This window comes from Limnoglobus roseus, assembly GCF_008254045.1.
GTDB classification, from domain to species: Bacteria; Planctomycetota; Planctomycetia; order Gemmatales; family Gemmataceae; genus Limnoglobus; species Limnoglobus roseus.
This window is the reverse complement of the sequence record NZ_CP042425.1, coordinates 5238849-5260551: the sequence shown is the minus strand read 5'-3', so window position 1 is coordinate 5260551 and position 21703 is coordinate 5238849. Positions and strand designations below refer to the sequence as shown.

Annotated in this window: 27 protein-coding genes; 9 read left to right on the top strand and 18 right to left on the bottom strand. The window is 67.4% G+C overall.

Annotation, left to right across the window (positions count from 1 at the left end; all coding sequences use genetic code 11):
- Positions 1-19: 19 nt before the first annotated feature.
- Positions 20-364 (top strand): hypothetical protein, encoded by a 345-nt coding sequence (locus PX52LOC_RS22085; RefSeq protein ID WP_149112126.1) that lies wholly within the window; start codon positions 20-22, stop codon positions 362-364.
- Between the two features lie 105 nt (positions 365-469).
- Here the strand turns inward: PX52LOC_RS22085 and PX52LOC_RS22080 are convergent, their stop codons facing one another.
- From PX52LOC_RS22080 to PX52LOC_RS22050, 7 genes are all read right to left on the bottom strand, one after another.
- Entirely contained in the window at positions 470-1225 is a 756-nt protein-coding gene (locus PX52LOC_RS22080; RefSeq protein ID WP_149112125.1) for a hypothetical protein, read from the bottom strand.
- Between the two features lie 163 nt (positions 1226-1388).
- Positions 1389-1925, bottom strand: coding sequence for a hypothetical protein (locus tag PX52LOC_RS22075; protein WP_149112124.1), 537 nt, complete (start codon positions 1923-1925; stop codon positions 1389-1391).
- A gap of 229 nt (positions 1926-2154) precedes the next feature.
- Positions 2155-2481: a hypothetical protein gene (locus PX52LOC_RS22070; protein ID WP_149112123.1), complete on the bottom strand. Its 327-nt coding sequence runs from the start codon at positions 2479-2481 to the stop codon at positions 2155-2157.
- Between the two features lie 33 nt (positions 2482-2514).
- Entirely contained in the window at positions 2515-2982 is a 468-nt protein-coding gene (locus PX52LOC_RS22065) for a hypothetical protein (protein WP_149112122.1), read from the bottom strand.
- Between the two features lie 44 nt (positions 2983-3026).
- The gene (locus tag PX52LOC_RS22060) at positions 3027-3440 is read right to left on the bottom strand and encodes a hypothetical protein (RefSeq protein WP_149112121.1); all 414 of its coding nucleotides are present in this window, start codon (positions 3438-3440) and stop codon (positions 3027-3029) included.
- Positions 3441-3694: 254 nt separating this feature from the next.
- Positions 3695-4084, bottom strand: coding sequence for a hypothetical protein (locus PX52LOC_RS22055; protein ID WP_149112120.1), 390 nt, complete (start codon positions 4082-4084; stop codon positions 3695-3697).
- A 408-nt stretch (positions 4085-4492) separates the two neighbouring features.
- Positions 4493-4903, bottom strand: coding sequence for a hypothetical protein (locus tag PX52LOC_RS22050; protein WP_149112119.1), 411 nt, complete (start codon positions 4901-4903; stop codon positions 4493-4495).
- Positions 4904-5222: 319 nt separating this feature from the next.
- On the opposite strand from PX52LOC_RS22050, the gene PX52LOC_RS22045 reads away from it, so the two are divergent.
- Positions 5223-6053, top strand: a complete 831-nt coding sequence (locus tag PX52LOC_RS22045; RefSeq protein ID WP_149112118.1) for a cyanophycinase — start codon at positions 5223-5225, stop codon at positions 6051-6053.
- 145 nt (positions 6054-6198) lie between these two features.
- On the opposite strand, the gene PX52LOC_RS22040 is transcribed toward PX52LOC_RS22045, so the two are convergent.
- Positions 6199-6384, bottom strand: coding sequence for a hypothetical protein (locus PX52LOC_RS22040; RefSeq protein ID WP_149112117.1), 186 nt, complete (start codon positions 6382-6384; stop codon positions 6199-6201).
- Between the two features lie 284 nt (positions 6385-6668).
- On the opposite strand from PX52LOC_RS22040, the gene PX52LOC_RS22035 reads away from it, so the two are divergent.
- Both PX52LOC_RS22035 and PX52LOC_RS42015 read left to right on the top strand, forming a co-directional pair.
- Positions 6669-7490: a tyrosine-type recombinase/integrase gene (locus PX52LOC_RS22035; protein ID WP_149112116.1), complete on the top strand. Its 822-nt coding sequence runs from the start codon at positions 6669-6671 to the stop codon at positions 7488-7490.
- A 72-nt stretch (positions 7491-7562) separates the two neighbouring features.
- Positions 7563-8021, top strand: coding sequence for a transposase (locus PX52LOC_RS42015; protein ID WP_218575133.1), 459 nt, complete (start codon positions 7563-7565; stop codon positions 8019-8021).
- A 553-nt stretch (positions 8022-8574) separates the two neighbouring features.
- On the opposite strand, the gene PX52LOC_RS44005 is transcribed toward PX52LOC_RS42015, so the two are convergent.
- Both PX52LOC_RS44005 and PX52LOC_RS22020 read right to left on the bottom strand, forming a co-directional pair.
- Positions 8575-8883, bottom strand: a complete 309-nt coding sequence (locus PX52LOC_RS44005; RefSeq protein ID WP_390637559.1) for a transposase — start codon at positions 8881-8883, stop codon at positions 8575-8577.
- 277 nt (positions 8884-9160) lie between these two features.
- On the bottom strand, positions 9161-9697 hold the full coding sequence (locus PX52LOC_RS22020; protein WP_149112115.1) for a helix-turn-helix domain-containing protein: 537 nt from the start codon (positions 9695-9697) through the stop codon (positions 9161-9163).
- 628 nt (positions 9698-10325) lie between these two features.
- Between PX52LOC_RS22020 and PX52LOC_RS22015 the strand changes: the two genes are divergently transcribed.
- Together PX52LOC_RS22015 and PX52LOC_RS22010 are read left to right on the top strand one after the other, a co-directional pair.
- The gene (locus PX52LOC_RS22015) at positions 10326-10691 is read left to right on the top strand and encodes a hypothetical protein (protein WP_168219139.1); all 366 of its coding nucleotides are present in this window, start codon (positions 10326-10328) and stop codon (positions 10689-10691) included.
- The gene (locus tag PX52LOC_RS22010; protein WP_149112113.1) at positions 10633-11019 is read left to right on the top strand and encodes a hypothetical protein; all 387 of its coding nucleotides are present in this window, start codon (positions 10633-10635) and stop codon (positions 11017-11019) included. Before PX52LOC_RS22015 ends, PX52LOC_RS22010 begins: the two co-directional genes overlap by 59 nt.
- 205 nt (positions 11020-11224) lie before the next feature.
- On the opposite strand, the gene PX52LOC_RS43380 is transcribed toward PX52LOC_RS22010, so the two are convergent.
- The 7 genes from PX52LOC_RS43380 to PX52LOC_RS21980 form a co-directional block, all read right to left on the bottom strand.
- Positions 11225-11350, bottom strand: a complete 126-nt coding sequence (locus PX52LOC_RS43380) for a hypothetical protein (protein WP_261345028.1) — start codon at positions 11348-11350, stop codon at positions 11225-11227.
- A gap of 307 nt (positions 11351-11657) precedes the next feature.
- Positions 11658-12101, bottom strand: coding sequence for a hypothetical protein (locus PX52LOC_RS22005; protein ID WP_149112112.1), 444 nt, complete (start codon positions 12099-12101; stop codon positions 11658-11660).
- A 250-nt stretch (positions 12102-12351) separates the two neighbouring features.
- The gene (gene rnk / locus PX52LOC_RS22000; RefSeq protein ID WP_149112111.1) at positions 12352-12786 is read right to left on the bottom strand and encodes a nucleoside diphosphate kinase regulator; all 435 of its coding nucleotides are present in this window, start codon (positions 12784-12786) and stop codon (positions 12352-12354) included.
- Positions 12787-12884: 98 nt separating this feature from the next.
- Positions 12885-13208 (bottom strand): hypothetical protein, encoded by a 324-nt coding sequence (locus tag PX52LOC_RS21995; RefSeq protein ID WP_149112110.1) that lies wholly within the window; start codon positions 13206-13208, stop codon positions 12885-12887.
- A 183-nt stretch (positions 13209-13391) separates the two neighbouring features.
- On the bottom strand, positions 13392-14342 hold the full coding sequence (locus PX52LOC_RS21990; RefSeq protein ID WP_149112109.1) for a CBS domain-containing protein: 951 nt from the start codon (positions 14340-14342) through the stop codon (positions 13392-13394).
- Between the two features lie 534 nt (positions 14343-14876).
- Positions 14877-16331, bottom strand: a complete 1455-nt coding sequence (locus PX52LOC_RS21985; protein WP_149112108.1) for a sigma-54-dependent transcriptional regulator — start codon at positions 16329-16331, stop codon at positions 14877-14879.
- Positions 16332-16359: 28 nt separating this feature from the next.
- Entirely contained in the window at positions 16360-17913 is a 1554-nt protein-coding gene (locus PX52LOC_RS21980; RefSeq protein ID WP_149112107.1) for an ATP-binding protein, read from the bottom strand.
- A gap of 254 nt (positions 17914-18167) precedes the next feature.
- On the opposite strand from PX52LOC_RS21980, the gene PX52LOC_RS21975 reads away from it, so the two are divergent.
- Entirely contained in the window at positions 18168-18440 is a 273-nt protein-coding gene (locus tag PX52LOC_RS21975) for a hypothetical protein (RefSeq protein WP_149112106.1), read from the top strand.
- Positions 18441-19678: 1238 nt separating this feature from the next.
- Positions 19679-20224: a hypothetical protein gene (locus tag PX52LOC_RS21970; protein WP_149112105.1), complete on the top strand. Its 546-nt coding sequence runs from the start codon at positions 19679-19681 to the stop codon at positions 20222-20224.
- Here the strand turns inward: PX52LOC_RS21970 and PX52LOC_RS21965 are convergent.
- Positions 20199-20411: a hypothetical protein gene (locus PX52LOC_RS21965; RefSeq protein WP_149112104.1), complete on the bottom strand. Its 213-nt coding sequence runs from the start codon at positions 20409-20411 to the stop codon at positions 20199-20201. The genes PX52LOC_RS21970 and PX52LOC_RS21965 overlap by 26 nt on opposite strands.
- 56 nt (positions 20412-20467) lie before the next feature.
- Between PX52LOC_RS21965 and PX52LOC_RS21960 the strand changes: the two genes are divergently transcribed.
- Entirely contained in the window at positions 20468-21700 is a 1233-nt protein-coding gene (locus PX52LOC_RS21960; RefSeq protein ID WP_149109166.1) for an IS701 family transposase, read from the top strand.
- The last annotated feature ends 3 nt before the right edge of the window (positions 21701-21703 follow it).

The following is a 21703-nucleotide window of genomic DNA, read 5'->3' as shown; positions in this document are numbered from 1 at the left end:
CCCCAACCCGTGGGGGGCGGTGAGCCTCGGGCTGTACTCGTCGGAGTGGTACGCGGCGACGGCGGCGAAGGCGGTGCTGGGGCTCCTGCAACCCGACGGCGCGCCGGACCCGCTGACGGTGTGGAAGGCGACGCGGAAGGCGATCGAGACGGGGGCCGTGCGGCCGGACGTGTTACCGAAGTGGGTCTACCGCCGGCGGGGACAGTTCTTCGCCCGGTTCGGGAAGGTCGACCCGAACCCCATCGGGCCGTTCAAGTCGCCCGTCGAGGCGCTGGTGCGCATGATGGACGTGAAGCTGCTGGCGGTGAACGCCGGGCGTGTCGCTCGTGCCGCTACAATCGGAGCGGGTCTGGAATGCGAATAAATCGCGGTGGCGGGGCGACCGATGGCGATGGGATTGGTTCCCGCCAGTCGGGAAGATCGCCGCCCAGTGAAGGCGTAGCGGGACGGGCGGGGTGATGGCCGGTGTTTACGGCCCGAACATCTCGTCGTCCGACTGCGACCGATAGCCCGACCAGTCCTCGATCACGTCACTCCGGGCTTCCAAGTCCGCCAGAAGCGATTCCCGAGTCTGCTCGTCCGGAATCGAGATCACCAACTTGTCGTGGTGGTGCATGAGGTAGACTTCCCGGCCCTCAAGGTCGCTCACGAAGAAATCGTTGCTCGACCTGCCGACGAGGTTAGCCGCATCCCAAAGTGCGCGGCAGTCCTCCCCGTCGGACAAGTCGAGGAGTGCCGCCACCGTTGCCGCTGGATCGAAGGATTGGCGCACGAGCCAAGCTTGTAGGTGTGGAGCGTTGTCGATCCGCTCACCCCCGCCGGTCGTCGGGATAAAGGCGAGCCCGTCGCGACCGCGAAACCCGCCCTTCGGCCACAGAAGGACCTGCCCGAAGTGCGCGATCCGTGCGAGCAACCAGCGGACTGGGCCTTTCACAAAGTCGTTGCTGGAGGGCTCGCCCCCGGCTGCGATCCGAAACGGTTCGTCGAGCGCGAATGCCGGATCACGAAAGAGGAGCGGCTCGTCCTCGGCATCGCGGACGCAAGCGAAGTAGCGGTCTCGGTACGCCGGCTTGAGAGTCCCGTCGGGGTCTACCCCGATGGTCAGGTGAATGTCCGCGGGGGGTAACACGTCGATCGGGTGCTCCGCCGGCAGGTCAGACCAGAAGGCATGACCGCGATCGCGGAGGAGTGCGTGAAGTTGCTGACTGGCGAGGAATCGACTCATCACGGGGCCTCGGCTTGCTTCCGGTCTTGGGCGGCGAAGGGTTTGGGCAAATGACCTCCGGCCCACCGACCCGCAAGGGGCCAACGTCCGGCGGCCCGACGGCGAGGGCTCGGACATTGGTGCGACATCTGAAGCGGCAGCACGGGCACCACCGGCGGGGCGGTCACTTAAACGCCGAGGCGAGCACAACGGTCATCACCCCGACGATCCGGTCCGAGCCATCCCGCCCAGGGGTGATGGTCACCGTCAGGACGACGGTCGGGTCGCGGAACGTGAACGACGCCAGGTGGTCGCCCCGCTTCTTGGTCACCGGGTCCAGACCGATCTCGCGGTCCTGGACGGCGGTGCTGGGGCGGCCCTTGTGCCGCCCCATGTACAACTGCGGGAACTTGTCCGCGGCGTACTTCTGCTCCTCTTCGCACTTAGCGGCGTAAAAGTTCCACACGTCCTCGAATGACGCCCCGCGGACGTCGAACGTCCGCGCCGCCACGCCCTTTTGACCGTCGTTGTGCAGCAGGCCGCCGTACTTGTCCACCGTGGCCCCCTTGATGTCCGGCAGCCAGGCGGTGGCCACTTCATCCACCGTAGGCTTTTTATCTGCGGGCGCGGGCGCAGCGAAGGCCCGGTCGCGGACTAGACCCGCGACGATCAAGGACGTCACGACGGCGCAGCCGCTCACCATGAGGCGAATCCGAAGCATTGCACTCCTCCGCAGATGAAGGCCGGGACTGTTCACCTACCCAAACTAAACGTCCATCGGGGTACGGTCAACGTTCAACAAGATCACCGTCATCTTTGCGAAAGGAACTCCGTGCAAATTGCAGGACGTTCCCGGCGGGGGCAGGCGTGGAAGGTGCTGGGCAGGACCCGGTCGCCGGCGCGGACGCGCGGCCCTACTGGTCGCCCCCGCCCATTACCGGGGGGATCGCTCACGAGGTGCCGTGTGAGGGCGGTTCCTCGGCCCACCCCAACCGGACCACCGCCACGTCGCCCAGGGTGACGTACTCGAACACCGACGGCCGGAGCATCCACACGTCCTGTGCGAAGTGGAGGCCGGCGGCCCCCGTCAACTGGTCCAGCGGGATCTCGAAGGCGGCCGTGCCGGCGTCGTTGACGTACCCGGCCGTCTCCCGGTCCGCCCACCCGGCCGGCAGGCCCCGGCCGGCGACCAGCGCCGCAATCCGCGATTCGCTCGCGGGCGTGCCCCCGAACGTCGCCAGCAACCGCTGCACCCCTTCGCCCGGCTTGCCCGCCATGCCCTTCTCCTTCCGGCCAGCCTATGCCGCGGACTACAAGCCGACCCGCATCAACGCCTTTGCCAGCACGTGGTCGGCGTCGACGCACGCTCGGACGGCGGTGTTGACGTTCGGCATGTCCGCCAAGAACAGGGGCACCCAAATCTCTCGCCACCCCGAGCGATTACTTATGACCAAATAGCCGAGGCCGCCCATCCCGTCCTCGCGAACCTCAGCCATCTCGTCCCACGTGAGCGTGCGGTACACCCCGAATCCGTTGTAGGACCGGACGCCGGACGCCGAAACGTACACCGGCATCAGCCAGACCGTGAGCGAGAAGAGCACGCCGAGTAAGAGGGTCACGCCGATGGTGATGAGAATCGCCGCGGCGACCGCGCTCCCGGAGCCTTTCATCAGGGCGAGACCGATGCCCCCGAATCCCAGGACGCCACCGTACAGGACCGCTCGCCCCCACAGGAAGCGGTGTGAGGATCGGAACACGAGCGTCGGCACGTCTCCCAACGTCACATCTCCTTTTACGGCGGGTACGGAGGGAGGAGTGACGGTTAGTCTGGGGGCGAAGAGGTGGGCGGTTCGGCGACCGATGCACGGCGGCGGGCGGCCTGGTGCGCCCCCACCCACGGCGACGCGAGCCCGATCCCAAACGCGAGGCAGACGGCCCCGAACCCGGCCATCAGCGCTACCACCTCGGGCCGCCCCTCGGCGGCCGGGGACGCGACTCCCAAATAGACTGCGAGCACGGCCGCGGCAAAGAGTAGTCCGGCCAGCAGCCACCGCGCCCACGCGGCCCCGTCCCACACCTGCCACAGTAACCAGCCGGTCAGGACTACCCGTACGATCTCCCCGCCCTTGAACCGGCCGGCGTGGAGGCTGAGGGCGGTGAGGGCCAATTCGCCCAGGGCGGTTACAAGAATGATGACGATTAGCACCCACTGGCCCGATCGAGCCTTGCCGCCCATCCGTGCCTCCGTCGCCGAGCTTGGGGTTCTCTCGCCGCGTGTCCAGATCGGACACGAGAACACGCCGATACTGTAACCCGTCGTGATGCCGTGTGCAATGAAGCGTCAGAAGGGCCGCCAATTTACTGACTGTCGGCTACTGCGGCCGTCGGTATCTGGTGCAGTCCGGGCAGGCGGGGGACGTGCGGAAAAGAGTCGTGAAGGAAGAGATGCCGCGTAGGGGAATCGGTGTTACTGAGGTCGGGGCGGGCAGATCATTCTTTATCGCCGAATTCCCCCGGGCGAATTTTACACAAGACGACTATTACGAGCGGCAACAATGCGAATCCGAGAACGAGAAGCGGATGTGCCACCGGCCCGGTGTAGGCCAGGTATCCGCGAGAGTCGTACTGGGGAGTAATTTGGGTATCGACCCAGCCGGCCAGCAGGCCGCACACGAGGGAAGAGAAGACAAAAGCCTTCACCTTTTCGACCGGCGAGAGGCCGACAACCTCATGCTTCAACGGGGCGTGGGGGCTCGAATTTCGATCGGGCGATCGGCCCGTGCCAACGCAGTCAGGACAGACCTTCTGGAACGACCCGTTCATGTTGGCCAGGTACACCGTGATGCGCCCCAGACCTTTGCACGCCTGACAGACGCCCATCGGCTCAACCTCCGCGCACCGGGCGTCCAGCATCGATTGCTCGGTTCGATGCCACTCTACCCCCTCCGCCGGCGGCTTGCAAGGATCCGTCAGAGCGACGGGCTGGAACATCGTCACGGTGGAGCGCACCCTGCGGCGCGAGTCGCCCGATTCGCGGGAACGGGCGGGGTTCCAGAATGTGGGTGCTTCTGATCGATCGTGGCAGGCTCTTGAGAGGCGAAGGCACGGCAGTGCAGGAGATGGAATGTGTTCTCCTGCAAGGCACCGACCCGCCGCGGCGGACTTCTCGACTTGGCAAGCGTTTGTCCGCTCCATGTGGGCGTCGTAGGCGGGGTCAGGGAGTATGTGCTTTGCCATGCAAAGACATCATACCACGTCGCCCGGCCGGGTGACGTGGGCCTCCACTGATCAGGCTATCTTCCCTTCCAGCGCCTTGACGCGCTGATCGATCGCCTGCACCTTTTCGAGGACGACCTTGATGTCTGCGGGTCCGGCCGCCGTCTTGCGGACCTCGTCGAGTTGCTTGGCGAGGTGGGCTAACCCCGTCTCCACGACCTTGAACTGGGCCGCCGCGGACTCGATATCCTTGAGGTTCTTGACCCTTTGCTTTTCCAAGTCCTCCAGGATTTTTTCCCTCATAAGTTTGAGGAGCCCAGCGGTGCTCCGGTGCTGTTTGCCGTAGTCCTCAATCGCTTGCTCGGCTCGCTCGACTTCGGCTCTGATCTTCTCGTAACGGACATTTTCCGTCTCCTGATCAAACTTCTGGCGCTTCTCCACCTCCGCCACCCGCTTGGCCATCTCTTCCGGACTGAGTCCCATCGCACACCCTCACCACGGGGTTGACAAGGATCCGCCACCGACGTTGGTGAGCGATCCGCGGCCCGTTACACGCCACCGGTAATGCGTAAACAGGAACCCGAACCCGCCAAAAAAATCGGCGAGCTGCCCGAATCATTTCGCGAAAGAAACTCAGTGCGAATTTCAGGGTGTTCCCGGCGGGGTGAATCGTCATAACCGGCCGGAAGGACCCACGACACGTAGCCGAGTAGCCGAGTGTCATTGCGAATGGGAGTGCCGGTGGGCAGGCGGGCGAACCCGGCTTACAATCGTCACTCCCTCCCAATCGCTCGACACCCACATGAACTTCCGGCGGCCACCCATGTACCCGTACCGCATCGCCTTCGCACTCGCTCTATCCCTCGCTTGGTGGCCCACCGTCCGCAGTGCCGACCCCGCCGGCGCGCTCGTCATCGTCGGCGGGGGGAAATTCCCCACGGCCGTGCGGGCCGAGTTCTTCAAACTGGCCGGCGGCCCGGGCAAGGCGCGGATCGTCGTCATCCCTACCGCCAGCGAGACGGCCGACGACCCGAAGGCCACCGAGGCATCGCTCAAGGGGTGGCGGGACTTGAAGCCGGCGGCGGTGCAGGTGGTCCACACGCGGGAGCGGAAGGCGGCCGACGATCCGGCGTTCACCGCGCCCCTTCGCGATGCGACCGCCGTCTGGTTCGGCGGCGGGGACCAGAACAAGATCATCGCCGCCTACCGCGGGACGCTCGTCGAGAAGGAACTCCGCAAGGTCCTCGACCGGGGCGGGGTCATCGGGGGGACGTCGGCCGGGGCGGCGATCATGTCCGGCCTGATGATCCAGGGCGGGACGGCCGAGGCCCGCACCGGCCCGGGGTTCGGGTTCGTCCCGGGCGTCGTGGTCGACCAGCACTTTGTCGCCCGGGACCGGATCGGCCGCTTGCGCGGTGTCCTCGGCAAGAACCCGACCCTCGTGGGGTTGGGCGTCGACGAGGCGACGGCGGCCGTCGTCCGGGGGGACACGGTCACGGTCCTCGGCGACGGGACCGTGACGGCCATCGCGGCGCGGTCGGCCGCCGCGGCGGGCGAGGAGAAGGTGTACAAGGCCGGGGAGAAAATCGACCTGGCAGCACTGCGGCCGGTGACGCCGGCCAAGTCGCGATAGGGACGGCGGCCCGCCGAATCTGCCCCGGGGACACCTGACAATTTGGCGACTTGGCGAGATTGAGAAATACAAGGGAAAACACCGCTTTTGGAACTTGGCGAGAATGGCGTCCGCCAAATTCTTTTGAACTTGGCGAGAATGGGCGTCAGGCCGCCTTACGGCGTTGGGTCGGCCGTGACTGCTCGGCAGCGTTGCGCTCGGCGATCTGCTGTTCGGCGAGCACCTGGAGCAGCATGTCCATGACGAGGTCGCGGATCTCAGGGTCGAAGATGGGCCAGTGGTGGCGCAACCAGGCGAGTTGATCTTGGGTGGTGCAACCAGTGGTGCCCACAAACTCCGATAAGCACAGAATCGCTTGATTTGAAGCGCTTTCGACGGTAGATGCGTTGGTTCGGGACCAAGAGGTCGCAGGTTCGAATCCTGTCAGCCCGACTCCGCAAGTGATGGTATGGACCACACTTGCGGTTTTTTTATTGGTCGACCGTGGGCCCCACCACCGGGGCTGCGGGCTTTCGACGCGGGCTTTCCAGGCCGGTTCGAGCCGATTCTTCCGTCCGACAACTTGCCGCACGCACCTCTCGACGGGGTACCATCCTCACCTACGAGAGGACCACGATGCCACGCTTTGCGAAGCCATACACCGAGCGGGGGTGGTACGTCAGCCGGCCCCACGGAACGTACCTCAAGCTGAGCCGGGTCGAAGACGGCATGACCGAGGCCCGACGGATTCTGAAAATCAAACTGGGCGAACTTGAGCAGGAACGAGGGGACCGCCGTCGGGCCGGGCAGTCGCCGTCCAATCTGACCGTCGCCGAGATGTTCAGCCTGTTCTTGGCGGACTTGAAAACGAACAAGGACGACACCTTCCGCGACTACCAGCGGTGGTGTACCGAGTTCGCCAAAACGTACGGCCACAAGCCCGCCCGCGACGTGACCTGGGCGGAGGCCAACGACTTCAAGCTCCGCCTGACGACGGCCACCTACGTTCAGGGCAAACAGCCCCCGAAGCCGTACCGGCCGAAGACCGTCAACCATGCCCTCATCGCCCTCCGTCGGGCGTTCAACTGGGCCATCGACACCGACCGCCTGCCGGCCGGCCGCAACCCGTTCGAGAAGGTCAAGCTCCTCCACACCGAGGGCCGCCGGCGGGTGGCCACCGACGAGGAGTTCCAAACCCTCCTCCGGGCGTGCAACAACCCGGCCTTCAGGGACGTGCTCGTGGCCATGCGGAACACGCCGACGAGGCCGCAGGACGTCTACACGCTGGAGTGGCCGATGGTCGACAGGGAGAACCGCCTCTGGGTCATCCACAAGCACAAGACGGCCAAGACCGCCAAGCAGCGAATCATCCCGATGAACAGCGAGGTCGAGCAGATGCTGCGGGCGAGAGCCGAGAAGTACGGCGAAGAGGAGCTGGTGTTCCGCAACCGTAACTGACAGTGGCACAACCTGTCGGCCTGGCCTTTGCGCCACGGCCCTGGGGCCGTTCCCATCGTGGAGGTTCCGGCCGTGGCGGATGCACGCGTGCCCGACGAGTTCTATGCGGTCGTCGCTCACCACCTGCCACCCGAGCGGCCGAACGGCCCCCGCGGCGGGCGGCCGTGGGTCGGCCACCGGGCGGCCCTGCGGGTCATCGGGTACGTCCTGGCGAGCGGCGTCCGGTGGGCCGACGTGCCGGCCGAACTCGGGTGCTCCGGCCGCACCGCGCACCGCCGGCTGCGGGCGCGGGAGGAGGCCGGCATCTGGGACCAGTGGTACGCCGATCTACTCCGGCTGCTCCGCCCGGCCGGCAAGCGCGACACCGACCGGGTCGTCATCGACCGCGTCTACGTGCGGGCGTTCGGCGGCGGCGAGGCGACCGGGCCGAGCCCCGTGGGCCGCGGGAAACCCGGGACGAAGCACACGCTCATGGTCGATCGGTCGGGCGTGCCGCTGTCCATCCGCACGGCCGGGGGCGAACGAGAGTGACCACACCCAGATCATCCCGCGGGTCCTCGACGTCCCGCGGGTCGGCGGCAAGCCCGGCCGGCCGAAGGAGCGGCCGGACGAGGCGTACACCGACCGCGGGTTCGACCGCGACGCCGCCCGGTGGATTCTGCGGTGGCTGGGCATCGAGCCGCGGATCGGCCGGCGGAAGGCGCCGCACGGGAGCGGCCTCGGCGAGGTCCGGTGGGTGGTCGAGCGAACGATCCGTTGGGTGAAGGGGCTGCGGCGGATGCGGGTCCGGTACGACCGGCTGGCCGTCATGCGGATGCCTTCGCGTCCCTGGCCGCCAGCGTCGTCGGCTACCGCAACCTGACCCACGACACACTGTAGATTCCGAGGTAGTGTCACTGCCTGTAAGTGATCGCCCACGCTGCCATCCAGGGTGACCTCGTCAACGAAGCCCAGGGTGGCCATCAGCACGGCCATGTACGCTTACTGGACGAATTTGCGGACATCGGGTGGGAACTGGACCATCAGGAACGTGGACTCGTCGATGTGGCTGACGTCGGTGATTCTCGGCTTCGCGGTGTAGCCCTCATTCACAAGTTCGGTGAGTCTGTCGCATTTCGAGCCGGATAGCAGTCGGCGACCAACGATCGGATGCGTTCCCGCACTGTCTGGAAGTAGCACAGGCTGTTGCGGATCGCCGCTTCAGGTCGGCCGGGGTGTCGAATAGCCGGTTGTGGGTCGCCCGCCGCCGGAGCTTCTTCCAGAACTGCTCGACCGGGTTGAGGCTCGGGCTGTAACTTGGCAGCCGGTAGAACGCCAGGTGCGGGTGGTCCGCCAACGCCGCGTCGATTGCCTGCCCGCGGTGCCACGGGGCGTTGTCGATGACGAGGACCACCCGCCTGTGCCGGTCGGCCGGGTACGCCCGGGCGACCGGCACAGGCGGGCGGCGAAGGCGTCTTGCAGCCGCCGGGTCTTGCTCCGGCCCGTCTTCGCCTTGGCGTCCTTCGGGCTGTCCAGGGTGTTCGCGTGCAGGGCGGCGGTGATGACGTTCACGACCGCGAACACGTACAGCAGGTGCTTGCAGTCCCGCGTGCCGACGACCGGCCGGTGGCCCTTCACGCCGAGCGTGGCGGTGAGCGTCGGGACCATCGGGAACCGGGCCTCGTCCTGGCTCAAGAGGACGAGGTCGCCGGCGGCGGCCCCTTTTTGAGGGCGGCCAACTCGCCCCTCGCCGTCGCCTGCTTCGCGGGATCGGCCCGCAGGAAGCGGTAGGTCGGGCGGTACACGCGGACGCCCAACTTCTTGCAGAACCGCAGGACGGCCGACCGGCTGGCGGCGACGCCGTGCGTCTTGAACAGGTGATCGGCCAACTCCGCGTACGTCCAGTTGGCCCGGTCGAGGCCGCACGCGGCCGGCCCGTCGATCACCCACCGCTTGACCTCGGCGGCCAGGCTGGCCGGGACTTTCGGAGCCGCCCCACGGGCCTTCCGGGGGCGGAGGCCGTCGAGCCCGTGCTCGTGGTCGGCGTTGAGCCACCGGGGCACGGTGCGGGTACTGATCCCAAGGTCGGCGACGATGTCGGCCGGCCGGCGGCCGCGGTCGGCCGTGAGGACGATCTGGAGGCGGTCCCGAAGCTTGCGATCATCGGTGCGTCGGAACTCGGCGTCGAGCACGTCGCGGTCACAGGCGGGCAGTTGAACACGGATCATCGAGACATCCTGTCGGCATTCGTGTCAGGTGTTCTTCCCGTTCTACGAACGCGACAGCGTCACCGAACTCGTGTATCAGGCGGAATGGCGGAAGATGTTTACCGATATCCTTCTCCACGTGAACTCGTGAGGTGGATTGTGAAGGCGAGTGACACCCGCACCAGCGCCTCGATCGACGCGAAGTCGCCTTCAAAGAAGTTCGGAGACTTCGCTACGGCAACTCCCGGTTCGAATGTCATGGGGTCCATCGTCACCAGCCACGGTCCTGCCAGAGGACGTTCGGCGAGGAGATCGATTTGCTGTCGCCAATCGCCGTGATGCACTGAAACAGCAGACCCTCGCCAGGCACATTCAATGTGCCGTAGCATTCCTGTCATCGTACTCGCAAACATCTCCCACAACTCGGTCTCGCCCAACGATCCCTGCGACGACTTCGGCCGAATTCGGGTAGTGCAAGTAAGTGGAAAGGCATCGGCGATAAGCGGCTACAACCGCTGTAAGCTGGTCTTCATCGACGAATCGGAGGGTGCGGTGCTTTCCAGTTGCTACGTCTAGCCAATCGCAAAAGAGCGATGTCGCGGGGCCGCCAGCGCTCGCTAGCGTTCACCGTGATACGATCATCGACACCATGGTGGAGGTCGGCCGGAAGTGCGAAGCGTTCCTCACCCGCACGGTCCGTCACGTCCCGGTCAACGACGTGCAAGCGGATGAGATTTGGGGCTTCGTCGGGTGCAAGGAACGCACGAAGCAACGGAACGGGTACGGTGAGGAAGTCGGCGATGCGTGGTGTTTCGTCGCCATCGAGCGGGACACGAAACTTATCCTCGCGTGGCACCTGGACAAGCGGACCACGGACGCGACGGTGATGTTCTCGGCTGACCTCCGGGACGCGACCGACGGCCGGCTTCCGGTCGTACCAGAACGCCGTCCCCGCCGTGTTCGGCCACGGGATCGACTTCGCCCAACTGGTGAAGACCTACGGCACGACGGCTGACGTTGGTCCGGCTTCGCGTTACTCGCCCGGTGAAGTCGTGCAGACGCACAAGGTGGTGACAATAGGCAACCCCAACGATGACGCCGTTTGTATGAGCCACGCCGAGCGGTCGAACCTGTCGATCCGCATGGCGGTTCGCAGGATGACCCGCCTGACGAACGCTCACAGCAAGAAGTGGGAGAACCATCAAGCCGCGATGGGCCTGTACTTCGCCTACTACAACTTCTGCCGCGTCCACAGCACGTTCAAGGCCACGCCCGCCGTCGCGTCGGGATTGGCGGAATGGACGTGGGGCGTGGCGGAATTGCTGGATACGATTACCGTGTAAGATCACATCCGAGGGCAACAAAAATGACACGCCGTAGGTTCACCTCTGCTGGCGTGTTGTTCTCGTTCATGTGGCTTGCGTGTTTCGCGGCTACAGTCATTCCGGGATCGGACGCGAGTTACGCTCAGTGGTTTATCGGCAACGGGCTGGCGTTCTTGGCGGGCGGCGCGCTTGCATTTGCCGCGACAAAATCAGCAACGCAAAGCTAGTTCAGCCAGGTGCAGAAGAGGACGCGGAAAGGTGGACCGGCCGTGGGCGAGGCGAAGCCGAAGGAATCACTCGCCCGCCCGTCGCACTGCGGGGCGGGCGGCGGTTGCACGGGCTCCCGCATGCAACAACCGCCCGAGGGGCGAGCCGCACCGCAGTTCCGCTGGTACCGGCGTGGGCCCGGTGGAGGGCCAGTTCCGGGGCGATCGGCGAACTGCCGGAAACGGACGACGGCTCCCGAAGCTCGGCGGTGACACGAGTGCTCACGGGAGAGGAGAAGGCGACCAAGGCGAGGGCTGCCACGGCGACGACCCCGCCAAACAGGGCGGAGAATCGTATTCCGCGGTATGGGCTTCGCGTCCGCATTTCTTCCTCGGCAGTGGGCCGGAACCTGCGACCGACGTCGGTCATCGCTCCCACCCTGGCTCGGTTCACTTCCCATCGCCCTGCGGCGGGAGTGGACAAACGCGTCCCCCGACCGGCCGATCCCGCAAATCGCCGAGCGGGCCGTCGAGGCGGGGCCGTCGTGGGGCGACCCCGCCGATGTTCCACCAAAACCTTTGCCAGGCGGAGAGGGACTTCTTCCACCGGGCCGCCGTCGCCCGGAGTTGCCGTGCGGACGGGTGGTCCTCCCCCCCGAGCTTGTCCAGTGTGTTCAGAAACTCGTCGGCGTTCCCGCCGACGAGGAGCGCCGTGGCCAAGTTGGTTTTAAACACCATCGGGACGTCGGCTCGGAGTTCGAAGCTCGCGTGCTCGGTGGCGATGTACCGGAGGAGCCGGACCGCCCGGGCGGTGTTCCCGAGCCGCAGGTGGCAGACGGCCAGGGCGTTGGCCGTCCACGGACACCGCAGATACGCATCCCCGATTGCGTCCACGGCCTCCTGGGACTGCCCGGCTCCGAGGAGGCGATCGACTCTTGCGAGGAGCTCGGCCGACCGAGGGGGCCAATTGGGATCGGTTACGACCACGGGGATCCGAGCTTCCCCCGGCGGTGGCTTACTCAGGGTCAACATTGGCAGACCTCCATTCAGTGATTCGGTTTTCGCATGCCAGACCGAATCGCCTGGCCGTTGTTGTGCGTGGGTTTGCAGTCTCCCGTCACCAGGAGCCTCACCGCGAGACACATCACCGCATGCGCTCGGGTTGTAACATCACTTCCTCCACGCGGAACCGCCGCACACCAGCCGGGACCGGCCACTCGATCTCGTCCCCGGACCGATAGCCGAGCAGCGCCGTTCCGACCGGGGATAGGACCGACAGTTTTTCATCCTCGATGTCCGACTCGTCCGGGTAGACGAGTGTGTACGTCTCATCCTCGCCGGTCTCCAGATCCCGGATCCGGACGGTCGAACCCATGCTCACCACGTCTGGCGGGAGTTCGGTTCGCGGCACCACCCTGGCCCGCCGGAGTTCCTCGGCCAGGGCGGCGAGGCTCCCCGCCTGTTGCAAGGGGTGGTCGACGGCCCGGCGGAGGAGCGCCTCCAACAGCACCCGGTCGTCAGTGGCGATGAAAATGCCCCGGTCCGTTAACGGGCCGGCGGCGTTGACCTTCTTTCCCATGTCATACTCCCTCCGAGGGGCGGTCAGCCCGCCACGGCATCCGGACGCGAACGGCCCATCGGCGGATGCCGGCCGGTGGGCTTCTCCCAATATCTTGGTCAGACCGCTACCGCCCGCCGCCGCCTGCTGCGGCGGGTGAGACGGGAGCGGACGAGCCGGCGGCACCGCACCGCCGCCACGGTCACGGCCGCCACCGGGTCCGGGCCGGTCCGGCTGACCACAACCGGGCCGGTCCGCAGGTGGGCGACCACCCGACACCGCTTATCCGGTCCGCCCCGCCGGCCGTTGACATCGGTCAAGTACAGGTTGACCCACTCAAGGTCAGACCGGACCGGCTCAAGCGCGGTGCTGAGAGCGTTCTCGACCTGGGCTCGAAAGTTCGGGTCGGAAGTGATGCTGCGGGGGTGAATCAGAATACGCACGGAAGACCTCCTTCGGTTGCCCCGGCGGGACTAGCGAGTCCTGGGGCGCGTTACGGGTTCGGGTTAATCGAACAGGACCGGGGTTGACGGGTGGCGGGAGCCCGGATGGTGGGACAGCCCGGGCTGCCTGTGGGAACGGACCAGCGGACGCGGAACCGCCGCGGGGGGGGCTCATCGTATCCCTCATGACACGCCTTGCGTCTCCGCGGCCGCGTCGTTCACCAGCATGTCAAGGTCACCCATGATGCCCTGAGGCCGCCGCTGCCGGTCGAGGACCACGACGAACGGCTCGTCCGCGTCGCGCATCCAGTCATTGATTTCTCCCTCGTCGGCGTCAAGGACCGCCTCCGCGAACCGTCGGGTCATGTGGTGGCGAACTTCGTCCGGGCGATTCGCGGGGGCGCGACCGGCGGCCGTGGCCGTCGGGTCGTCGGGCCCGCCGGCGAACCACCGCAGGTAGTCGCCCGGGGTAAACACCCCGACGCAACGGCCGCCGGAGTCCACCACCGGGGCCGCGTCCACCCCGGCCGCGTCGAGGAGGCTGACCGCGGACCGGACGCTCATGGTCGGCGGAAGGTGGACCGGGCACTCCGTCATCAACTCTTCGACGAAGCGACGGGACGAGTAGCGGGACGGCTTGAACATGGGTACGTTCTCCTTTGCTGCGGTTAGGGTGAGGTCATGAGGCATCGTCCGGGGGACCGATCCGGCCCAGAGTGCTCGTAAGCCCCGGAACAGGTCCGTTGTGCTGACGACTCCGACCGGGACGCCCTCGCCGTCGGTCACGAACATCCGTCGGACCATGTGGCAGGCCATGGCGTCGGCGACATCGCGGGCGGTGGCGTCCAAGGAGACGGCGATGACCGACGGGGTCATCACCTCCCGGACCGCGGCGGCGTCCACCCCGGCGATCACGGCCAAGAGGACGTCCGTGCGGCTCAGTACTCCGATCGCCCGGCCGGCCTCGTCCACCACCGGGGCCGCGCCAATTCCCCGCCCGTCCAGGAACAGGGCCGCGTCCCGCGCGGACATCCCGTGTCGGACGGAAACCGGATTCGTGGTCATGAGGTCGGAGGCCCGGAACTTTTCGAGTCGGGTCCGTCGGGTCATCGGGGCAGGAAGCGTCTGTGGCATGATCCTCTCCTCTAAGGCTCGGTCGCGGGAGTTGCTTGTAGTTGTCTGTCCCAAGGCACGACCCGTGCCACGCCCGACAAGGCGACGGCGGCGAGATCGCAAATGCTTTCGGCCGAACGGCTTGAACCGTGGCGGAATCGCAACGGCGATCAAAGTTCGTCGTCCGCGACACGCGCGGTGATGGGCTGAGTTCGACCACCTGCTGGGCGGACATCGCCCGGCGAGGGTGCCACCGCCGGGCGGATAATCATCGCGACCGACCACCCCGCCGGGGCCTGTCGGGTCGGCCTCGACCGGTATGCGCAGCGGGAGCGCTTGTTTACGCGAGCGGGAAGCGGTGCTGGTCGAATCGGGGCCACATGGGTCTACCGAGGGCGGGGACTTGCGAGGGGCGGACCAATGGGTGAGCGAAGTGGCCTGAACCGGGGCCGCGAGGGCCGCACGGGCGGACGGGATCGTGCTGCTCGCTGGTCTCGCGGCCGCGGGCGGCGTCCCCGTGTTCCTTGGGGGAGACGCCTGACCGCCGGCACGGCCTCACCCCTCCGGCGGGACCGGGTGGCCGGCCTCGTCGCCGGCGGCGGGGCGATCGACCATCAGCCCGAGGGCGGCGAGCTTCGTGCGGAGGGTGGCCCGGGTGATGCCGAGGATTCGCGCGGCCTGGGACAGGTTCCCGCCCGTCTGGCGGAGGACCAGCCCGAGCAGGTGTCGGTCCGTCACCGCCTGGTAGTCGGCGTACAGGGTCGTGGCCCCGGCCCCGAGTTGCTCCTCGACGTAGGCCGTCAGCCCGCCGAAGTCGAGCCCCGGCCCGCCCCCGTCCGCGGCCCGCCGTACGGCGGGGGGGAGGAACTCGGGCAAGATCACCGGGCCGGTCGTCCCGAGGAGGGCCTGCTTGACCACGCTTTGAAGTTCCCGCACGTTCCCCGGCCACGGGTAGCGGCGGAGGAGGTCCATCGCCTCGGGCGACACGTCCCGCACGCCCTTGTCCAGCTCCCGGCCGAACCGGCGGACGAAGTGCTCGACTAGGAGCGGCACGTCGTCGCCCCGCTCCCGCAGCGGCGGGAGCCGGACGGTGAAGACGTTCAGCCGGTAGTACAGGTCCCCACGGAACGTCCCGTCGGCCACCATCTTCTCCAGGTCCCGGTTGGTCGCCGCGACCACCCGGACGTCGGCCCGGAGCGACTCGTTCCCGCCGACCCGCTGGAACTCCTGCCCTTGGAGTACCCGTAGGATCTTGGTCTGCGTGAGCGGGGTCATGTCGCCGATCTCGTCGAGAAATAGCGTCCCCCCGTTCGCCTGCTCGAACTTCCCGATCCGCTTCCGGTCGGCCCCGGTGAACGCCCCCTTCTCGTGCCCGAACAGCTCGCTCTCCAGCAAGTTCTCCGGGATGGCCGCGCAGTTGATGGCTAGGAACGGCCCGTTGGCCCGCTTGCTGTAGTGGTAGACAGCCCGGGCGATGAGTTCCTTGCCGGTCCCGCTCTCGCCGAGGATCAGCACCGTGACGTCCTGCGGGGCGACCCGGCCGACCGCCTTGTAGACCGCCTGCATGGCCGGGGCCCGGCCGACCAGGGCGTCGGCCGCGGACGACGGCTCACCCCCCTCGGGGAGCGTGGCCGGCACCCGCATCAGTCGACTGATCTCGAACGCCCGGTCGACCAGGTCGGTCAGGTGATCCAGTTCGAGCGGCTTGAGCAGGTACTCGTACGCCCCCAACCGCATCGCCTCGATGGCCGTGTCGGCCGTCCCGTGCCCGGTGATGAAGATCACCGGGATCTTGGGGGCCAACTCGCGGGCGCGGCGGAATGTTTCCAGCCCCGAATCCCCGCCCAAGTTGATGTCGAGGACGACGACGTCCGGGCGGTCCCGCTCAATCGCGGCGAGCCCCTCCGCGGCCGTCTGAGCGGTGAGCAGCGTCACCTCCGGCCCGGGGAACGCCCGGCGGAAGAAGTGGAGGATCGACGGCTCGTCGTCCACCACGAGGAGCTTGGGCATGACATCCCCCGGACGTGTGGCGCCGGCGTCAGACCGGCGCCGGCAGCCGAAGGGCGAAACACGCGCCCCCGGCCGGCAGGTTGTAGGCGGACAGGGTTCCGCCGTGGTCCTCGGCAATCCGCCGGGACACTGGCAGCCCCAGGCCGATCCCGGTCTCCTTGCTACTGACAAACGTCTCGAACACCTTGGGCAGGATGTGGGCGGCGATCCCCGGACCGGTGTCGCGGACGAGCACCTCGGCGTGCCCGTCCCGCGGCGGGCGGAGCTCCACCTCCACCGCCCCGCCGTGGGGCAGCGCGTCCAGGGCGTTCAGCACGAGGTTCAGCGCCAACTGCTGGATTTGGTCCTGGTCCCCGTCCACGCCGACCGGGCCGGCCGGCCGGAGGGATCGGAGGGCCACGGCCTGCTTGCCCGCCCGCCCGCCGACCAGGGCGAACACCCGGTCAATCACCTCGGCGAGGTCGAGCCGCTGGCGGGCCGGCCGTGGCGGGCGGGCGAAGTCGAGGAACGTCTGGAGCGTCCGCTCCATCCTTCGGACCTCGTGGTCGATCACCTGGAGATCCTCGGCCGGCAGCCCGCGGGCGTCCGCCTCCCGGAGGTTCACTTGAACCAGCCCTTTGATGGACGTGAGGGGGTTCCGGAGTTCGTGGGCGACCCCGGCGGCCACCTGCCCGATGGCGGCCATCTGCTCGGCCCGGACCATCTGCCGCTCCCGCAACCGCTCCTCGTCTCGGTGCCGCTCGATCGCCGTCGCCACGACGTTCGCCACCGCCTGGACGAAGTGGACGTCCGCCTCGGGGAAGGGCCGCGGGCGGGCCGCGTGGACGCCGAGGACGCCGAGCGGCCGGGCCTGGCCGTACAGGGGGACGGTCAGGCTGCTCACCACCCCGTGCTCGCGGGCCACGGACGGGGCCGGGTGGCGGCCGTCAGCGCGGAGGTCTTCAATGAGCACCGGGGCTTGGTCGAGCACCACTTGGCCAGCCGGGGTGCCCGGTCGGAGTTCCACCGTGAGCTCCCTCACAAGCCCCGCCCGCCAGCCGACCCCGGCTCGGAAGACCGCCGTGCCGTCCGGGAGCAGTTCCAAGAGGTTCGCGAACTCGACCCCGAGGTCCACGGCGAGTACGGTCACCGCCTCGTCCATCAACGGGCCGAGGCCGATGCCGGTCAGGGCCCGCCGACCGAGTTCGGCCACCAGCCCTTGCTGGCGTGCGCGTGCCCGGAGTGCCTCCTCCTCCCGTTTTCTCGCCGTCACGTCGCGAAGGGCGAGGAGGGCCAAGTCGCCCGGGCTTCCGATCGCGGCAACGGTCGCCTCCGCCACGAACGTCCCCCCGTCTTCGCGCCGGAAAGCGAGGTCGGCGGGCTCGCCCGAAGCGGCCGAGACGAGGTTCGCGTACGCGATGCGACCGTGGTCGGTGAGCAAGTCTTCCGGCCGGCGGCCGACGAGGTCACCGGGGTTGCGGCCGAACATCGCTTCCGCGCGGCTGTTAACGAGCGAGATGAGCCCGGACCGATCAATAACCACGAAGCCGTCCGCGGCGAACCGGAAGAGGCTCTCGTACGAGACCAGCGTGTCAGGCCGCATCTCCGACGCCCTCTCGACAGATCCCGGTCACCGCCGGGACCTGTGCCCTGACATGTTACGGAGTTTCGGAAAGGACTCCCTGGTCGAGACCCGACCGGCAGGTGGTCGGAGAATGCCCGGTACGCCCGGTCGTGTGCCGGCGGGTTGGACCCAGTGGCCACGCCGGATCGTTTTTTGGCCTTCCTCTGCTCGGGTACGGACTTTGCTTCCCTGTTTGTGAGGAGCACGGAATCACGCCCAGGGGACAGAGCATCATGCGCGGACCGAGCGAACGTCGGTCGATTGAAAATACCGAGGGAACCGTCCGCCGGGTGGACCCGGTCGGCCGGGTGGTGGAAGTTCGCGTCGGCGGTGTCACCATCAATTTCGACGTCCGACCCGACTGCGTCATCACCCTCCGCGGCGAACGGGTCAAACTGCGAATGCTGGAGCCCCGGGACCGGGTCCGGGTGACGTACACGGAGTACCAGGGCACCCGCGTTGCCGACGCGGTGGAGGTCTCGACCGCTGGCCCGGCACCGGTGTAACACGTCCCGACCGTCAACCCACCCCCTTCCCGTTCTCTCCAACGCCTGCGGGATACGGAATAATCGACCCGGTGAGTAGCGGCGGCAATCCGGCCCCCTGGCCACTCCCAGACCAGAGGCCGGACGATTATCGATCGACTCCGTTCGTGCCGGCGGCCGTGCGGGTGGAGTGACACGATTTGTTTCGCCTCCCGTTTCGAAATCCCGGGTCGCAAATTCCATTGGCTTTCTCAGGACTTCAAGCCGACGCGCGGCCCAAGAGGCGTGTCTTGCCGGTGACTGGCATGGGTACTGCGTTGGTTAGGGGCAAGCAGGAAGACGAGTGAAGGACCGCCGCACAGTCCGATCAACCGGATGGCGGGATGGACGTCGGGTAGGAACTCCGGTCAGAGTTCCGCACCCGGCCACCCCCGCGGCGACCGTGGGGAGAGAAAATGTTGGCCCTCGGCGTCCGCCGCCGCGTCGTCAAGGACGACGCGGCATCTTCATCGGGGTCGCCAGTGCCTTCGACTTGCTCCGAGAGCCCGACCGGCCCTTCCTTGCGGCCGGGTGACCGCCCGCAGCGGATGGCGGGGTGATGCGACCGGCGGAATTTCCGCCGGTCTTCGTTCAGGAGGCACAACGTGCGGAAGACATTTAACGAACCGACGGCGGTCGAGGTGATGCGTGGCAGCGGAATCGCAATCCCGGTAGTCCTGCCACTCCGGAGCGCCACGCCTGCGGCCGAGACCCAGGGCCGGTGCGAGGGACAAACCCGCGCGTCAGACTTACGCCGCGGGTTCGCGGACGGGGAGGGGCGTAACCACGGTCCCGTCTGTTTCTGGTCGGAGTGGCAGATGGTCACGATCGGCGAGCCCGAGATCGTCAGGCGAATGACAGTTGCCCCCGAACGCCTTGCTCCGCGAGGGGGTTTGTGAATTCGTCGCCTGCCGGACCTCCTGGCGGCCACCGTTCGCCGCCGAGGCCGACGTGCCCGTGTTACAGACCCATCCCGCAGACCTGCGGGCATCGCAGTCGGAAGCGGCCGGACACGTCGCCGTCCGTTCCCTACTACATCGCCGACCTGGCGTTGCTCAACGAGGCGGTAGCAGCGAACTAAAGCGGCGGGATTCTGCACGGTGGTCGCTGGCACGCCCGCAGAAATGGCTTCCCGACAGACGAAGTCGAGCATGTCGTTAACGCTACGTTTCGGCGGAATCGCACCACGACCAAAAGGACCGAAAGGGGAGGAGGGTGACATGCGCTACGCGGAATTCGCCATCGTCGGTACGCTCGTGTTTCACGTCGCGACCTCGGCCGGGATGGGCAAGCACGAGAAGCGGCCCGCCGGGGTTTCCCCACGACCGGAAGAGGTCCGGTGCGATGCGACCGTGCCTGCGAAAGTTGATGTCACCGCGGCCGTCCCGCAGCAAGTCGAGGTCCACGTTCCTCAGGTTTTGCACGCGGACTCGGACGCGGACGGAGGGGATTGCATTGGGACCACATTCTCGGAACGGACACGGGTCGGTTGGAAATCGACAAGCGTACGATACGGCATGGGGAATCTGCGTCCGCGGCTGGCCGCGGGGCCGGCGGCTGGCCGCGGGGCCGGCATCCGCCCGCCGAACCGGTTCGACTGCGTCCGCCGCGTGCTGCGGGAACTGGGGCCCAACAGCCCCGGCCCGGTGACCGAATTCCTCACCGGCCAGAGCCGGTCGGTCGCCACCGAGAATCGCAGCCCGGCCGTCGGCATTCGCTCAGCCCGTCCGCGGGCTGACCTCACACCCATGCCTCGATCATCGTGAACGTCCACAAGCAAATGTGGAACGCCCCGACGCTTGCCCGCATGTGCCGCACCTGTTGCTCACCCGCGCCGACGACGTTTTTCAGGTCGCGGAACGCGACCTCCAGGGCGAACCGCCCGGCAACCGCGATCAGCACGTCGGTCACTGTCGGTGCAGAAGAATGCCACCGGACCCGTGGCTCGTCCACTAGTATTACTCCGTTAGGTTATTTACTTCGTCTCGATCCCGCCGTACTCTGGCGGGATGGACGCACGGAAGCTTGCAAAGCTGCGGCGGGAGCTGACCGCCTTCCTGGACGAGGTCGCGGGCACGCTGGGCAACGCCCGCCGCCGGCGATGGTGCGATGCCTACCTGCGGGGCATCCTCCTCGACGGCCACCGCAAGAGTGTCGAGCCGATGGCCGCCCGGTTGAAGACGATCGAGCAGGGCGACGCGGACTACGAGCAAGCCCTTCAGCAGTTCCTCAATCAGAGCCCGTGGGACACCGGCGAGGTCCGCGGCGGCCTGCAGGCGTGGGTCGCCCGCCGGTTCGGCACGGCCGGCGTGGTCATCATCGACGACACCGGGTTCCCCAAGCAGGGCACGCACTCCGTCGGCGTGGCCCGTCAGTACACCGGCACCCTCGGCAAAGTGGCGAGTTGCCAGGTGGCCGTGACCTTGCAGTTCGCGACGGCCAAAGAGGTCGTGGGGCTGGACGCCCAACTGTACCTGCCGCAAGCGTGGGCGGACGACGCCGATCGCATGGCCCGGGCCGGCGTCCCCGTCGCGGTCGGCTACCGGCCGAAGTGGCAGATGGCGTTAGCTATGCTCCGGCAGGCGGCGGGCCATGGATTTTGTGGCGTCGTGCTGGCCGACAGCCTGTTCGGGACCGTGACCGAATTCCGCGAGCAACTGGCGGCCGACGGCCGGACGTACTTCGTCGGCATCGACTCGACGTTGAAGGTAGTCGCGGCCGACGCCGATCTGGGGCCGGTCCCGCCGGCCGGCCGCACCGGGCGACCACCGACGCGACCGGCCGGCGTCCGGGCCGGGGCGAAATCACCCAACGTCAAGGAATGGGCGTTGGGTCGCGTGGCGGACTTCCGCGCCGTGATGTGGCGGAAAGGGACCAAGGGAAAGATGGCCGGCCGGTTCGCCGCTTGGCGGGTCCGACCGGCGCACAAGCTGTCGAGCGGCCGTGAGCCGGGGGGCGCCTGCTGGCTGCTGGTCGAATGGCCGGCGGGGGCGGATCAGCCGGCCAAGTACTTCTTCAGCAACTTGCCGGCCGCGACGAGCCTGAAGCGATTGGTCGCCGCGGCCAAGAGCCGCTGGTGGGTGGAGCACAGCTACCGCGAGTTGAAAGACGAGCTCGGGTTGGACCACTTCGAGGGGCGGTCGTGGCGGGGATGGAACCACCACGCCGTCCTCGTCCTGATGGCTTACGCCTTCCTCCAAGACCTCCGCCGGACCCGCCGAAAAAAAGTCTCGCCGGGCTGACCC